This window comes from Pyrinomonas sp. (genome assembly GCF_040289685.1).
Classification (GTDB): Bacteria; Acidobacteriota; Blastocatellia; order Pyrinomonadales; family Pyrinomonadaceae; genus Pyrinomonas.
In genome coordinates, this window is the sequence record NZ_PSLQ01000076.1 from 1 (window position 1) to 14,341 (window position 14,341).

Below are 14,341 nucleotides of genomic sequence, written 5' to 3' on the forward strand. Positions count from 1 at the left end.
TTAGAAGCAGGGAAATTCCTCTTTTACCTTTTGCCTTTTGATCTTTTCGACCTGAACGCCGATGGCGTCGCGCGGCGAGAGGGCATGTTCTGCTTGTTGCCGGGGTTGGTTCGAACGAGTTTCGCCGCTTGTGCGCGGTGCTCTGTTTTCGATCCTTCATCTACGAGCGGCGCGACTTTGCGGAGCGTGAAGCGCCAGAGCATGCGCTCCGCCTGTTCATCGAAGAGGTAACGCGCCTGCGTGACGCGCCAAAACCCCATGTGTTGCCAGCGTCCGGCGGCGAGCTTGTTGAACAATGGAACGGCATGGCCGCTCTCGATGGCCGCCAAAAGCGCGCGGTTGCCTGGCGTCAGACGTTGATCGCCGTGACGTCCTTCGCCGGTGTAGTGGATCTCTTCGAGCGAGTCGCCCCACGAATCGGGATAACAGGGCGTGTGCCGTCCGAAATCCGTGAGAAGCGAAACGAGGTGGCCTCCTCTTTGGTAGATTCCTCTACGGGTGCGGTGGGTTCTTTGAACTTCCGCCCACGAAAGCGTTCGGTCCATGTCGCTGGATGATGCGATGACTTTCGGTGAACGCGCAGAGCGACCCATAACACACGCGAGACAGTAACGCTACCGGAAAATCGCTTTCGCCGCTCGAATCAGCGCGACGGAACTCATCAACCGTCATTTGCGCGCGCATCGTTGCGAGCGAAAACGCGCGCATTCTCGTTCGGCGCGTGGCGGGCGAAGACGCGCTCTCCGCCGATGTATGTCTCCCAAGCCGGTTCGATGCCGAAGAAGTAGGCGAGTTCGCGGTAATCTTCGACATCGTGAACGGCGAAATCGGCCTGTTTGCCTACTTCCAGCGAGCCGATCTGTCCGCCCATGCTGAGGCTATAAGCGGCGTTGATGGTCGCCGCGGTGATCGCTTCCGCTGGCGACATGCGCATCTGCGTGACAGCGAGCGATAAGACCATCGGCACGGACGGTGTTGGCGATGTGCCAGGATTGAAGTCGGTCGCCAGCACAACTGCCAGCCCGGCTTCGATCATGCGCCGCGCTGCCGGATACTCGTGTGATCCGAGCGCATAGACTGAGGCCGGAAGCAACACGGGTTGCACGTTGGCCGCGCGGAGCGCGGCGATGCCCTCTTCGTCGGTTCGCTCTAGGTGATCGGCTGTTGTGGCGCCAAGTTCGGCGGCGAGTTTCGCTCCGCCGCTGTTGCTGAATTGGTCGGCGTGGATGCGCAAACCCAGTCCGCAAGCGCGCGCTGCGGAGAGCACGCGCCGCACCTCTGCGGTCGAGAAGATGCCTTCTTCGCAGAAGGCATCGGCAAACCGAGCGAGACCTTCGCGGGCGACGCGGGGCAGCATCTCACGGACGATGAGCTCGATGTAGCTTGCGCGCTGTGCGCGATATTCATCCGGCACTTCGTGCGCGCCGAGAAAAGTCGGAACTGTGCGCACACGAGTCTCTTCGCCGAGCCGCCGAACGACGCGCAAGATCTTGAGTTCGTCATCAACCGATAGCCCATAACCCGATTTCACCTCAAGCGTCGTCGTCCCAGCGCGCACGAACCATGCAAGCCGTCGCCGGGCTGTGCGAAAAAGCTCCTCTTCCGTGGCAGCGCGCGTCCGTCGAACGGTGGAGAGTATGCCGCCGCCGCGTGCGGCGATCTCGCGGTAAGTACATCCTGCGGCGCGAAGTTCGAACTCATCGGCGCGCGTTCCGGCGAAGACCGCGTGCGTGTGAGCATCGACGAAGCCGGGAAGCACTACGCGCCCGCCGACATTGACGACGCGCGTGGTCTTTCCGATGAGCGGTTCGATCTCTTCGCGCCGACCGATGCGCGCGATGCGCCCATCGCGCACGAGCATCGCGCCATCGGCGATGATGGCGAGTTGGCTGAGTTCGTGGCCGACGCGCGGGCGCGCTGGACCGGCGAGCGTCACCAGTTGCTTGCAGCCGATCACCGCCAGCTCGCTTTCGATCTTTTGCTCCATGTACCCGAAACGGAATCGGCGCAGAGCGCGAAGCGGCTTCGCCGCCCTTCAATCACTTCATATAACGATCGAGAAAGTCGGCCATCTTCGGATAGACGATCAGCCGGTTGGCGAGCTTCGCTACGCCGTGACCTTCGTCATCGAAGAGGACGTATTCAACCGGTCGTCCTCTTTCACGCAGCGCTTTGACGATCTGCTCGGCTTCCGTGTACGGGACGCGCGGGTCATTCTTGCCGTGAATGACCATCAGCGGCGCGCGAATGCGATCGACGCGATTGATCGGCGAGATCGCACGCAAAAACTCCAGATCGCGCTCGAGCGAACCGTATTCGACCTCGCGCAATTTACGTCGATAACCGGACGTGTTGCGCAGAAAGGTTTCGAAGTTGGCAATGCCGACGGTATCGACTGCTGCTGCCCAAAGATCAGGATAGAGCGTGATGGCCGCCAGCGTCATGTACCCGCCGTAGCTTCCGCCCATGACGGCGATGCGTTTAGGATCGGCTCCGCCCTGCGCGCGCAACCACTCGACGGCGGCGGCGAGGTCTTTCACCGCATCTTCGCGTTTGCGCACGTCGTCTAAATGCGTGTAGGTTTTGCCATACCCGGTCGAACCGCGAACGTTGGGCGCGAGGATGGCGTAGCCGCGCGCGAGGAAATACTGATAGATGGCATTGAACGTGGGGCGTTCTTGCCCTTCCGGTCCGCCGTGAACGCTGACGATCACCGGCAAGCGTCCTTGCGCGCGCTGCGGTCGGTAGTACCAAGCTGGGATTTGGCGTCCGTCGAAAGACTTGAAGCGAATCAACTCCGGTTCGACAAACGAGGATTGGACCAGTCCGGCGCGCGAGCTGTGTGTTAGCTGTCTGAGTTCGCGGGTGCGAAGATCATAGATCCAGACATCTGGATTGAAGCGCGCGCCGTTGAAGACGAAAGCCAGTTTCGTCGCGTCGCGCGAAAACTCCAGCCCGCTGACGACGCCCTGCCCCGGCAATTTGATCGGCGTTCCCTTTGGCCCGAGGCGTCCATCTTCGGTCGCTTCGCGGACGTACAGTTCGCTGTATCCTTCGCGATTGATCGTATAAGCGAAGGTTCTGCCATCATCGGAGAGCGCCGTCGCATCGACGTCCCATTCGGTATTGTCGAGCGTTTCGATCTTTTTCGAATCTAATTCCATGCGCGAAAGCTGATACCACTCGCGACCGTCGTTGTGGGCGAAGATGATCGCCCGTCCGCTGCGCGCGAAATGGACGTCGCCGAACTGTGCCGGGCCGGTGTGCGGCGTCAAATGTGTCGCTCGCTTGGTTGAAAGATCGACGAGGTAAAGATCGTTGTCCAGACTCTGTTGCTCGTTGCTGCGCGAGATGATGAGCTGCCGACCGTCGAACGACCACGCCACGGGCGAATTGGATCCGTCTTGCTGATAGACTAATTCTTCGCGCCCAGAAGCGACATCCATCACGTAGATGTCGAAGTAGTTCGGGTGGCGCTTGTTCGAGGCGTAGGCGATCTTGTTTCCGTCGTGCGACCACAGGCCGAAGTTGTGTCGGACTTTGGGCGAGTTCGTCAGCACGCGGATGCGCGTGCCATCGGGCGCAAGCCAAAACAATTGCGCGTTCTCGTCTCCACCGCGCGACTTGCTGAAGACGAGGCCGGAGCCGTTCGGTGACCATTCGATGAAATCCACGCGGTCTTGATAGAAAGTCCACTGGTCCGGCCAGCCCCCCGACGCCGGGACGGTCCACGCCTGCGGCGTGCCCGTGATGTTGGTCAGAAAGGCGACTCTTTGGCCGTCAGGGGAGAAGGTCGGAGAAGAGGCGCTCCGGATGTTCAAATAACGTTCAATGGCAGGCAGATCGTCGATCTGGCCCGCCGCGGTTTGCGCTCCGATGGGAAGCGCGAACAGAAGAACATGGATCAGCAGCGTCGTCGCGATTTTTCGCATGATGTTTGCTCCAAACAATCGAGGTTGCAAAAACATCCCTGTGGATTGGTCGTCAGCGCGGAGCTGACGATGTGTGATCATGTACAATGCGCCACCCTTCGGGAAAGCGACGAAAGATGAGCGTGAACCTGCCGTGGGGCGCGTCCTGCTCCCTTTTCAGCTCCCAGCGACCGAGAACGAGAGCCGCGTCTTTGCCGAGCCGCTTGATTTCGAGTTCGGAGAAGGCGAGTCGCCCCATTTTGGCGCGCGTGTTGTAAGCGCGACGATAACGGTCGAGCACCGTTTGCCATCCGCGCGTGATGCGATCGTCCGCAACGAAGGTCGTCTCCGGCGACTGCGCGTAACCGCGCATGAAAGCCTCGATGTCGCCGCGATTCCACGCGGCGACCTGTTGGTCGAGCACGGCACGGATAGCCGCGTTCGCTGCCTCGCCTGATTGCGCGGCGCAGAGCGTTTGCGGAGCGAAAAAGAGGAGCAGCGCTGAGACTGCGATCAGCGCGTGCGGCGCGGATGGTTTGCCTCGCTTTTCTGCCTTTGCGATCATCTTCGCCTCCAACCAGGACAGCCTACAGGCTCGCCATGTTTGCGAGCCAAGAGCGCACATCGTCGCGCATTTCGTCGGTGATCTCGTGTGCGGCGTCGTAGCTGCGCACCTCGACGCGCGAAGCGCGCATGCTGAGTTTCGCCGCGTAATCGCGCACGCGCTCCGGCGGATAGAACTCATCGTGCGTGCCGCACAAGTGGAGAATCGCCGTGCGCGATGGACGGTACTCTTCGTTGGTCTCCCAGTCTCCGGGCAGCCCGCCGCAGATGCAGACTGCGCCGCGCACGAGATCCGCGTGCTTGAAGATGAACCGGTAGATCAAGGCGACCGATTGCGAAAAGCCGAGCAGGAAGATCTTCTTCCCGTCGGCGACGCCTTCCGCCACGGCGCGCTCGATCAGCGCGAAGAGCGCATCATGATGCAGCGCGATCGATTCTGCGGGGCGGAAGTTGGTCAACCATCCGAACCCGTAACGGAGCGGTTCACCAGGCGCGCGCGGCTCGCGTATGTGTTGGTGCAGGGCTTGCAACGCGGCGATGGCGAACCCTTGTGGCACCGCTTTGCTTGCCTCGCGCAGCATCTGTTTTTTGTTCCCGCCGTAGCCGTGAAGCGCGACCAACAAGGGGCACGGATCGGCGCTCCCCGGCGGGAGGAGTAGATCGTAATAAAGGCGCACTTCGGCGCGCAAAGAGCAATCGGCGAGCAGACGTCCGTTGCGTTCGCCATTTTCGCCCGCCTCCCGGCGCGCGAGATCATCTTCGAACGCTCCGATGGCGCGTTTGACTTCCGGTCCTTCAAGCTTCATTTTTCACTCCAGCGGCCAACATCAATCGCCAGCGCGTCGGGTTCGTGGCCCGCGTGCGTTTGCGCGCAGAGTTCGACGGACGCGCTCGTTGATGGTCGACCGGGGTCTCGCTCAATTCAAGTAGCCGCTCACCTCTTCGTCCTCCGACGCCGCGACTTCGCGCGGCTCGTCTTCAATCTGCCAGATATCGAACAGTTCGACCGGGACTTCAGTGACGAAGCGCGAAGGCCGCTGCAAAACGGTCTGCTGGGCGTAATCAATCGCCAGCGCCGGATAAGCGATGTAGAGCTGATCGCGCGCCCTGGTCAGCGCCACGTACCACAACCTTCGCTCCTCTTCTTCGCCGTTGGTTTCGCGCAACGCGCGCGGACTGGGGAAGCGCCCGTCCGCCGCCCAAATGATGAAGACGACGCGCCATTCGAGACCTTTGGCTTGATGAACGGAACTGAGCGAGAGGAGTTCATCTTCTTCGCTCCCCATGATGACATCTTCGCCGACCATGGGTTGCGGCGCATCGTAGCGTTCGGTGGCGATCAGCGCCAGCTCCGAAAGGAAAGAGGCCGCCGAATCGAAGCGCGCAGCGTAACGCGCGAGTTGCCTGAGGTCTTCGAGTCGGGCTTCGGCGTTCTCATACGTGTGCGCGAGGTGGGCTGCGTACCCATGGGCGAGCACGAGTTCGAGTTGGCACGCCGGATTATGCAGCGCCTCTTCTCGCGTCAAAGCTTCAATGAGCGAGCGAAATTCGGCCCAGCCGTTGCCGCGCCTTTGCGCGAGCGCATCTACCTCGCCGCGACGAATCAGGGCGAGCGGATCGCGCGCAGCCCGAAGCGTCTCCCAGATCCTGTTCGCCGTCGCCGCTCCGACTTGCGGGATCAAGCGAAGCGCGCGTTTCCACGCGAGTTCATCATGTGGGTTGACGACGAGGCGCAGGAAGGCAAGCGCGTCTTTGATGTGGGTCTGCTCGAAGAAGCGAACGCCGCTATGCACGCGGTAGGGAATGGCGCGCCGCGTCAGCTCCATCTGCAACTCGAGCGAATGGTAGTGCGAGCGATAGAGGACGGCGATCTCGTCGAGCGCGATGCCATCGTCGCGTAGCTCCAAGATGCGCGACGCGACAAACGCCGCTTGTTGGTCCGCGTCGCGGCACGGCACGAGCGCCGGGAGCATCCCCGTGGATGAACGCACGGCACGCAGCTCTTTGGGAAAGCCCTGGTGATTGGCTGCGATCGAAGCGTTGGCGACGGCGAGTATTTCGGGCGTCGAACGGTAGTTCGTTTCCAGACGGAAGAGGCGCGCGTCCGGATAGCGTTGTGGGAATTCGTAGATGTTGGTCCATTCGGCGCCGCGCCAAGCGAAAATGCTTTGCGCGTCGTCGCCGACTACCATCACGTTGCGATGCTTTCGCGCCAGTAGATCGATGATCTCGGCCTGCAGCCGGTTAGTGTCCTGAAATTCATCGACGAGGATGTGCTCGAACTGCTCGGCGTAAAGCTCGGCGATCTCATGCTTTTCTTCGAGAAGCCGTTTCCAATTGAGGAGCAGGTCATCGTAGTCCATCGTGTTTCGCTCGCGCTTGCGCTCGCGATAGATGTCGGCCACGCGCGCGATGTCGGCAGCCAGCATTTCGAATTGCGGGTAGCGCCGGGCGAGGACTTCGCCGAGCGTGCGCTCCGTGTTGATGGAGAAACTGATCGCATCCTGGAGGATTTCCGGTTTCGGAAATCGACGCGCGCGCGTGTTGATGCCTGCCTCTTCGACGCACGACGACAGCAGATCGCGGGCGTCTTCGGCATCGAGGATCGTGTAATTCGCTCCGTAACCGAGACTAGAGGCGTGGCGCCGCAAGAGGAGATTCCCTATGCGATGAAACGTCCCGCCCCACACGCGACGTACGTCGCTGCCGGTGAGAGATTCGACGCGACGGAGCATCTCGCGGGCGGCGCGGTTGGTGAACGTCGCCAGCATGATGCGCGCCGGTGCCACGCCCTGCTCGATCAAATAGGCGACGCGATAGGTGATCGCGCGCGTTTTGCCGGATCCCGCTCCGGCGATGACGAGCGTCGGCCCCGGTGGGGCCGTGACAACGGCGAACTGCTCTTCGTTCAGCTCCTCGCGGTATCGTGCCAATCGCTCCGGCAGGCCACCTGCTCTTTTGATGACGTATCTCTTCATCTTTCGGCTGCCCTTTCGAGCTTATAGCACGGCGAGCACGGAAAGGTGAATACGAGCGCGAGGACCTGTGGCGCGCCACGGCGGCGGCGCATTGCAATCGGCGGCGATGAAAGTTAGGATGGAAAACACAAGGCGCGAAAGCGGAGCTGGTGGATCCGAATTTTCAAGAGGAGATCAGGAACATGAAGTTTCCCGGTGGAATGAACCTGCAGCAGATGTTGAAACAAGCGCAGCAAATGCAAGAGAAACTGCAGCAGGAGATGGAAGCCTTGCGCGTCGAGGCATCGGTCGGCGGCGGCATGGTGAGCGTTGAAATGCGCGGAACCAAGGAGGTGACAGCGCTCAAGATCGATCCGGAGGCGGTCAAAGAAGGCGATGTCGAGATGCTGCAAGATATGATCATCGCCGCCGTCAACGAGGCCGGACGCAAAGTGGACGAAGCGATGAAGAGCAAGCTCGGCGGGATGCTGCCACCAGGGCTCGGCAACCTCTTTTGAGACGAAACGAGTTGCGTCTCTGCATCCTGAAGTGAAGCGGCTTTCGGGCGACGGATCAAAGTCCGCGCCAATCGCGCCGTAGACGATCCATAGACTTTTCGATGGACCGAGTCTAAAGCCTTCAGCTAGAGGCGGGCGAGTCGGAGCGACCGTTTGGCTTCGACTCCCCGCAGCGGACCAGGAAATGCTCGAATACGCTGAACCAGTGACGAAATTGATCGATGAGTTCAAACGCTTGCCGGGCATCGGCAATAAATCGGCGCAACGGCTCGCGTTTCATATCATGCGTCTGCCGGAAGCCGAGGTCGAACGCTTCATCAGCGCTTTGCAAGAGGTCAAGCAGAAGATACATCTCTGCTCGATGTGCAATAATTTGACGGACGTCGATCCCTGTCGATTCTGCGCTTCGCCGACGCGCGACCGTGCGCTGATCTGTGTCGTCGAAGAGCCTTATAACTTGGTCGCCATCGAGAAGACGCGGAGCTACAAAGGCTTATATCATGTGCTGCACGGATGCCTTTCGCCCGTGCGCGGCATCGGGCCTGAGATGCTCCGGCTCGACAACCTTCTGGTGCGATTGAAGCCGGAGAACAATCAAGGCGTGAAGGTTAGAGAAGTAATCCTCGCCACCAACCCGACGACCGAAGGCGAAGCGACAGCGATCTACCTCAGCCACCTTCTAAAGCCCCTCGGCGTGCGTACGACACGCATCGCTATGGGCATGCCGGTCGGCAGCGATTTGGAGTACGTCGATGAGGTGACCATGGACCGCGCACTCGCCAACCGGCACGAGATCTGAAGGCGCGCTCTTCTTCCACCGGCGAAAATCCCTTCGGCTCTCGACGCGCGCCTCTCTCGGCAAGGGCGAAGATGGTGGTGTTCGCATTGGCCGCCACTTGCAATTTCCCCTTGGGGCACGGCTGTAACCACAACAGGTTGTGGTCTTTCAGTTGGAAGGCCACAACCTGTTGCAGTTCAGGAGGCGCTTCGCCGGACGTGTTCCGCCGGGGTCTCCTCATCGAAGAGGTCCGAATCGCGAGGTGGGACGTGCCTCGCTAGAACCGGACGTGTTCTGCCGGGATATCCTCCTTGCAGAGCGGGCAGTTTTCGGGGTCGTACCATTTGGCATCGAATTCAACGAGCGATTTGATCGGCACATCATCGAGCATGGTCGGAGCGGAGGTGAAGCGGACGATCGCCCCGCAGCCGATGATGCGTGCGCCGAGGTCTTTGACGAGTTGCGCCGTTTCTCGAATGGCCGTGCCCGTGCGGATGATGTCATCGACGATGATGCATGGGTTGACCTCGCCGCGATTGAGGAATTGGCGGAACATGCGTTTGCCTTGTTCACGCTCGGCCCAATAGATCTGCTCCGCTTCGAGCGCGTCGCGCACGCCGAACGCCACGGGGATGCCGCCGGGGCCGGGAGCGATCACGGCGACGCGCGGCAACGCACTGGAGATCTCTTTTTCGAGTCGGAACTTCCGGCTCAGCGCGACGGCGAGCACGCGCGCCGTGTCGTAGTAGCGAAAGGCGAGCGGCATTTGAAAATAGTGCGGTGTGTGTTTGCCCGAAGGGTAGATGAAGTGGCCTTCGCGAAAGGCTCCGGTCTCTTTCAAGATCTGCATCACCTCTTCTGGCGGCGGAATCAATTGAACCATGTCCTTTTCACCTCGGAGATTGTTGCGAGAACTTACAAGCGGTCGCCATCGCTCGTCGGCGACGGCGCTTCAGATTTTGTCGCGCCCGACCGACTTTGCCAAGCGGCGAGCGCGCTGCGAATCGCTTGACGTTGCGCGGGCAGCAGATCACGCGGCAACTCATTGGGGGCAAACCACGCCGCTTTTCGAACCTCGAAGCTACGCGGTTCGGCGCGGTTGCGCGCGCGGCAGCAGTAGAGGATCTCGATCTGGTGCGCGCTTTCGATGGTGCGCACCGAAGCGAGCTGCAGGTCTTCCACATCGAGGCCGATCTCTTCGCGCAGTTCGCGCCGCAGAGCCGCTTCGGGTTGTTCGCCTTTGTGGAGGAAACCGCCGGGCAATCCCCACCCGCTTCCGTGACGAAAGACGTGGCGAAGAAGCAGCACGCGGCCCTGCGCATCGAACACGATGGCGCCTGCGCTGACGGCAAAGCGTGGCTGCGTGAGCCGCACTCCCCAACGCAGAAAGCGACGCGGCGTGCGACGCCAGATGAAGCCCAGCACGCGGCTCCAGAAAAGTTTCAGCAGATTCGACATCGAGCGGCGTTTTCGGTTTCAGCTTGCGAAGGTCGTGTGATCAACGCGCCCGAAGCACGTCGGCGGAGATCTTCAGGAGCTTTGAGTCTGCGCGACGGTCAAAGTTCGCGCACGGTCAAGCCTTGGTCGGCGAATTTCCACGACAGGATTTCAGCGCCTGCTTCTTCGAGCGCTTGCGCGACCCGTTCGCGACATCCGCTTGCGCAGAGGAAGGCGATGCACCCGCCGCCGCCAGCGCCGCAGACCTTGGCCGCTTCGGCGCCGTGTGCGAGGGCGACCTCAACCAACCGATCCATGTGCGGCGTCGTGATGTTTGGGGCGAGTTGCTTGCGTTTCGGATAGTAGGCGCGCATCGTCGCGCGCACCTCTTCCCAGTCGTTAGCTAGAAGCGCGCGGCGCATTTGTTGCGCTGAATCGCGTATTCCCTCGAAGAGGTCGAAGAGCTTGGCGTCGCCGTCGATATGGGTTTTGAAGATCTCCCAGTTGTTGGTTCCGGAGACGTGCGGCTCGCCTGTGTAGCAGAGGAGCAAGCGCTCTTCGAGCGCAGACGCCTCTAGTTCGAGCCGCTCGCGTTTTGTCCCATCAGGGCGGAAGTGCAGGCAACTTGCTCCGCCGTATAGAGCGGCATAGTAATCTTGCACGCCGGCGGGAACGCGAATCACTGTGGTCTCGACGTTGGCGGCTATTTGAATGAACTGATCTTCGCGGTAACGCTGTCCGACGAAGCGGTTGAGCGCGCCGATGCAGGCGATGGCGAGCGAAGATGAAGCGCCGAGACCCGCGCCGGGCGGCGATTCGCTTTCGGTTGTGAGGTGAAAGCCCGTGCGCGGGCGAAACAGGTGGACGAGCTTCGATGCCAGTTCGAGTTGCGGTTCTGCGACCAGATGGTCCAAGCGGTCAAGGCTGGTTTCGATGCGTGCGGCGCGGTCGCGCGATTCGATGATGACGCGCGCATCATCGCGCGCTTCGATGCGACAGCGCGCGCGAAGCGAGATGGCGAAATTAACCGTCATCGCTCCTGGGTGGAAGAGGTAGAGCGGCCAGATATCGATCGTGCCGCCCGCAAGATCAATGCGCGTTGGAGCAGTGGCTTCGATGATCATGGTTTCAGCGATCGTCACCTAAAGCGGACGACGAAATCCGCTCCGTGCTTAAGTTCTCGTCACATGACGTGTTCCAGTTCGTGAATTCAAGTTTGAGCAGCGCGCGAGCGCAAACCGCCCGTTGCGGTGCCGGTCCAGCTCTGAAAACAGACGGCGTGCGAAGCTCGAGCGGGCAAAGTCGCGCGCATCAATCTCCGTCGATCTCTTCGCGCGGCGCGACGCGCTTCGGATCGCGTTTCGGATCGCGCCGCCGCAACGGCAAGTGTTCTTGGATTTCGTGACCGAGTTCGTGCAGCTTCTCCTGCGCGACGTGCTCGATTTCGAGCAATTTTTCCTGCGCCGTCTGTTCGAGTTTGTGCACGGTTTTGGGATCGACCTCCTCGACCTTTTTCGCTAACCAGTATCGCTCCGCGAGATAGAAGCCTATGATGCCGACGGCGACGATGACGAGCAGCGCGATGCCGAGTTGATGGAAGTCGCCGATCAGGTTCGTCACCGCACCGCTGAAGAAATAGCCTGCGCCGCTTAGCACCAGAACCCAAACGAAGCAGCTCGCCACCGAAAGGGGCACGAAACGTTTGAGCGGCATGTGCCCGACGCCGTAGAAGACGCACGAGGCGGTACGCAGTCCGTAGATATATTTCGACAAGAAGATCGACAACGGGCCAAACCTTTCGGTCAACCTTTCGATTCGCGGTTGCGCGGCGCGATAGAAACGGAACTCACGAACGCTGGTGCGAAACCCGCGTCCGACGGTGTAAGCCAATACGTCACTTGTCGCGCCGCCGAGCGTGCCGATCAGAAGGACTTTGGCGAAGCCGTACTCGCCGAAAAAACCGGTGTGGGCGAGCACGCCAGCGAGCAGAAGCGTGATGTCTCCCTCGATCATGGTGAGGAAGAAGATGGCGTAAAGCCCATAGATCCCAACTAGATCGAAAAAGAACTGACTATCCATGCCCCCACTCGTTCGATGATACTTCGCTTGCCCGTCAAGAGCGATCCGTCGTTGGTTCTTCGGCACGCGGCTTGACGATCAGCACGGGGCAGGGAGCGTGCCGTGCAACAGCTTCGGCGGTCGAGCCGAAAAGGATTCGGCCCAACCCTGTGCGCCCGTGCGATGAGATGACGATCAAATCGACCCTTTTCTCTTTAGCGATGCGCACGATCTCGGTCGCCGCCTCGCCATGAACGATCATCTCCTCGATTTCGAGACCAGCGAACTCATCGCGCTCGGTAAGCTTGGGCAGTTCGCGCGCCGCCGATTCTTCCAGCGATTCGCTGATGTCTGCAAGCGGCACCGATTCGACCAGCCCAGCGTAACCGACCACCGGCACGATCGGTTCGATGACGTGCAGGCAGATGATCCGACTGCCAGCGATGCGCGCCAGCCACGTCGCGTACGGGATCGCACGCTCAGCGCATTCGCTGAAATCCGTCGGTAACAAGAGCGTGCTGATCTTCATCGCGCCCTCGCTTTCGACGCCGCCGACGATACCACATAAGTTCGCGCGGCGCACGGTCTTGATCCTCGGCGGCGCGTTCTTTCCCATGTGCCGCAGATCGCTCGCCAAGCGTGCCGTTCCGGTTGTCGGCGCGCGCGAGCGCTGCCCATTCTACACTCTCAAGCATCGAGTTTGACAGCTCCCGGACGCTCTGTTAAAGTGCGATGGACGGACGCCATCGGACGAAAGAGCCTCCACGGAGGGCCGCGATGCAGACGAATGGCCCAACCCAAATCGCAAAAGGAATGATCGGAGTGGACCTCTCAGGTCCGATTTTGCGCGCCTCTCTTGTCACCAGCGATGGGGCGATTTTGCGGAGCGTGGAAGCGCCGCTCGAAAGAGATGCGTTGAGCGCGCAGATCGCGCGCTTGGTCGCCGATTTGGGCGGCAATCAACAAGCGCGCTCTCTCGGCATCGGGCTCCCCGGATTGGTCGATCCGCAAAGCGGGCGCGTCCACTTTTCAACGGATCTAGCGGCGACAATGCGCGAGGATTTTCATTCCGAACTGGAAGCGACAACAGGGCTACCGGTCTTGCTGGAGAACGATGCCAACGCCGCCGCCTACGGCGAATATGTGGCCGGAGCCGGACGCGGGAGCCGCTGTATCTTTTACGTCTTGCTCGGCTACGGGATTGGCGGCGCGCTCATCTTCGATGGGCACATCTGGCGCGGAGCTTCCGGTTTTGCCGGAGAGTTCGGTCACATCACGATCGATCCAAACGGCATTCAGTGCGCTTGCGGCAACGTCGGTTGTTTGGAGACGGTCGCTTCGGCGCCGAACATCGTCCGCCGCACCCACGAGCGACTGTTTCGCGACGGCACTTCGTCCCTCTCGAAGCTGGCCACGAACCGCGATTTCACGGTGAGCGACATCACGCGCGAAGCACGCAACGGCGATGATTTCGCGCTCCTGATGTTGGAACGTACGGGACGTTACATCGGTACGGCCATCGCCGCGATCATCAACTTGCTGAACGTCGAAAGGATCATCTTGGGCGGCATCGTCATGGAGGCCGGCGAACTGCTTCTTGATCCCATCATCCGCGAAGCGCGGCGGCGTTCGTTCCAACCGTGTTTTGAAACGACCGAGATCACCGCCGCGCAATTGGGCCTCGATGCGGTCACAGTGGGCGCTGCTTTGCTCGCTGCACGGAAGCACGAAACCACAAATCCCTAATCCTTCGACCGCGGAGGCGTTTCAAGCGCGAACGCTCTCACCGACTTCGCTCCTTCGCCTAACCAGCCGCGCAATCCAGATCTTCGGTTGCCATTCGGAAGGCGCCTCTTCAAGAGCGAAACGGATGCGGTCAATCTTGATGATCCTCGTCGCCCACGCGGCGGCAACGCCTTGGACAAAGCGGATGCAGCCAATCTTATGCCCAGACTCTTTTGACGAGCGGCGAAAACGAGCGCATCGGTTCGGGGCAGCAACGGCTCTATGTCAATACGAAAGTCGCGTGCTCGTCTCGTCGCACTGGATGTCGGAGAAGAACATATAAGAAGGCCGCGAGTTGGTCCAGCGAGGGGAGTTCAGATGAGCTGCGGCATC

General features: G+C 60.7%; 14 protein-coding genes. 3 read left to right on the forward strand and 11 right to left on the reverse strand.

Going from position 1 to position 14,341, the window contains the following annotated elements:
* Window positions 1-23: 23 nt before the first annotated feature.
* The 6 genes from C4334_RS13075 to C4334_RS13100 form a co-directional block, all read right to left on the reverse strand.
* On the reverse strand, window positions 24-545 hold the full coding sequence (locus C4334_RS13075; RefSeq protein ID WP_352432533.1) for an SRA domain-containing endonuclease: 522 nt from the start codon (window positions 543-545) through the stop codon (window positions 24-26).
* Between the two features lie 116 nt (window positions 546-661).
* Complete coding sequence (gene hutI, locus C4334_RS13080) at window positions 662-1,987, reverse strand: imidazolonepropionase (RefSeq protein ID WP_352432534.1); 1,326 nt, start codon at window positions 1,985-1,987, stop codon at window positions 662-664.
* A 52-nt stretch (window positions 1,988-2,039) separates the two neighbouring features.
* A complete protein-coding gene (locus C4334_RS13085; protein ID WP_352432535.1) occupies window positions 2,040-3,932 on the reverse strand; it encodes a S9 family peptidase in 1,893 nt (630 codons plus the stop codon).
* Between the two features lie 52 nt (window positions 3,933-3,984).
* Entirely contained in the window at window positions 3,985-4,476 is a 492-nt protein-coding gene (locus C4334_RS13090) for a YybH family protein (protein WP_352432536.1), read from the reverse strand.
* Between the two features lie 22 nt (window positions 4,477-4,498).
* Complete coding sequence (locus tag C4334_RS13095) at window positions 4,499-5,281, reverse strand: alpha/beta hydrolase (RefSeq protein ID WP_352432537.1); 783 nt, start codon at window positions 5,279-5,281, stop codon at window positions 4,499-4,501.
* A gap of 111 nt (window positions 5,282-5,392) precedes the next feature.
* Complete coding sequence (locus tag C4334_RS13100; protein ID WP_352432538.1) at window positions 5,393-7,453, reverse strand: ATP-dependent helicase; 2,061 nt, start codon at window positions 7,451-7,453, stop codon at window positions 5,393-5,395.
* Between the two features lie 182 nt (window positions 7,454-7,635).
* On the opposite strand from C4334_RS13100, the gene C4334_RS13105 reads away from it, so the two are divergent.
* Together C4334_RS13105 and recR are read left to right on the forward strand one after the other, a co-directional pair.
* On the forward strand, window positions 7,636-7,950 hold the full coding sequence (locus tag C4334_RS13105; RefSeq protein ID WP_352432546.1) for a YbaB/EbfC family nucleoid-associated protein: 315 nt from the start codon (window positions 7,636-7,638) through the stop codon (window positions 7,948-7,950).
* A gap of 184 nt (window positions 7,951-8,134) precedes the next feature.
* Window positions 8,135-8,749 (forward strand): recombination mediator RecR, encoded by a 615-nt coding sequence (gene recR / locus C4334_RS13110; protein WP_352432539.1) that lies wholly within the window; start codon window positions 8,135-8,137, stop codon window positions 8,747-8,749.
* Between the two features lie 256 nt (window positions 8,750-9,005).
* On the opposite strand, the gene C4334_RS13115 is transcribed toward recR, so the two are convergent.
* From C4334_RS13115 to C4334_RS13135, 5 genes are all read right to left on the reverse strand, one after another.
* Complete coding sequence (locus tag C4334_RS13115) at window positions 9,006-9,611, reverse strand: phosphoribosyltransferase family protein (RefSeq protein ID WP_352432540.1); 606 nt, start codon at window positions 9,609-9,611, stop codon at window positions 9,006-9,008.
* Window positions 9,612-9,643: 32 nt separating this feature from the next.
* Window positions 9,644-10,186, reverse strand: coding sequence for an NUDIX hydrolase (locus tag C4334_RS13120; protein ID WP_352432541.1), 543 nt, complete (start codon window positions 10,184-10,186; stop codon window positions 9,644-9,646).
* 98 nt (window positions 10,187-10,284) lie between these two features.
* Window positions 10,285-11,307, reverse strand: a complete 1,023-nt coding sequence (locus C4334_RS13125) for a GHMP family kinase ATP-binding protein (protein WP_352432542.1) — start codon at window positions 11,305-11,307, stop codon at window positions 10,285-10,287.
* A gap of 169 nt (window positions 11,308-11,476) precedes the next feature.
* Window positions 11,477-12,244: a VTT domain-containing protein gene (locus C4334_RS13130; RefSeq protein ID WP_352432543.1), complete on the reverse strand. Its 768-nt coding sequence runs from the start codon at window positions 12,242-12,244 to the stop codon at window positions 11,477-11,479.
* 34 nt (window positions 12,245-12,278) lie between these two features.
* Window positions 12,279-12,839, reverse strand: a complete 561-nt coding sequence (locus C4334_RS13135) for a universal stress protein (protein WP_352432544.1) — start codon at window positions 12,837-12,839, stop codon at window positions 12,279-12,281.
* Window positions 12,840-13,000: 161 nt separating this feature from the next.
* On the opposite strand from C4334_RS13135, the gene C4334_RS13140 reads away from it, so the two are divergent.
* Window positions 13,001-13,969 carry an ROK family protein gene (locus C4334_RS13140; protein ID WP_352432545.1) on the forward strand — a complete coding sequence of 323 codons (969 nt, stop codon included), beginning with the start codon at window positions 13,001-13,003 and terminating at the stop codon, window positions 13,967-13,969.
* The last annotated feature ends 372 nt before the right edge of the window (window positions 13,970-14,341 follow it).

Coding starts and splice junctions, on each gene's coding strand:
- C4334_RS13075 (WP_352432533.1), bottom strand. CDS start 545: ATGGACCGAACGCTTTCGTGGGCGGAAGTTCAAAGAACCCACCGCACC.
- hutI (WP_352432534.1), bottom strand. CDS start 1,987: ATGGAGCAAAAGATCGAAAGCGAGCTGGCGGTGATCGGCTGCAAGCAA.
- C4334_RS13085 (WP_352432535.1), bottom strand. CDS start 3,932: ATGCGAAAAATCGCGACGACGCTGCTGATCCATGTTCTTCTGTTCGCG.
- C4334_RS13090 (WP_352432536.1), bottom strand. CDS start 4,476: ATGATCGCAAAGGCAGAAAAGCGAGGCAAACCATCCGCGCCGCACGCG.
- C4334_RS13095 (WP_352432537.1), bottom strand. CDS start 5,281: ATGAAGCTTGAAGGACCGGAAGTCAAACGCGCCATCGGAGCGTTCGAA.
- C4334_RS13100 (WP_352432538.1), bottom strand. CDS start 7,453: ATGAAGAGATACGTCATCAAAAGAGCAGGTGGCCTGCCGGAGCGATTG.
- C4334_RS13105 (WP_352432546.1), top strand. CDS start 7,636: ATGAAGTTTCCCGGTGGAATGAACCTGCAGCAGATGTTGAAACAAGCG.
- recR (WP_352432539.1), top strand. CDS start 8,135: ATGCTCGAATACGCTGAACCAGTGACGAAATTGATCGATGAGTTCAAA.
- C4334_RS13115 (WP_352432540.1), bottom strand. CDS start 9,611: ATGGTTCAATTGATTCCGCCGCCAGAAGAGGTGATGCAGATCTTGAAA.
- C4334_RS13120 (WP_352432541.1), bottom strand. CDS start 10,186: ATGTCGAATCTGCTGAAACTTTTCTGGAGCCGCGTGCTGGGCTTCATC.
- C4334_RS13130 (WP_352432543.1), bottom strand. CDS start 12,244: ATGGATAGTCAGTTCTTTTTCGATCTAGTTGGGATCTATGGGCTTTAC.
- C4334_RS13135 (WP_352432544.1), bottom strand. CDS start 12,839: ATGGGAAAGAACGCGCCGCCGAGGATCAAGACCGTGCGCCGCGCGAAC.
- C4334_RS13140 (WP_352432545.1), top strand. CDS start 13,001: ATGCAGACGAATGGCCCAACCCAAATCGCAAAAGGAATGATCGGAGTG.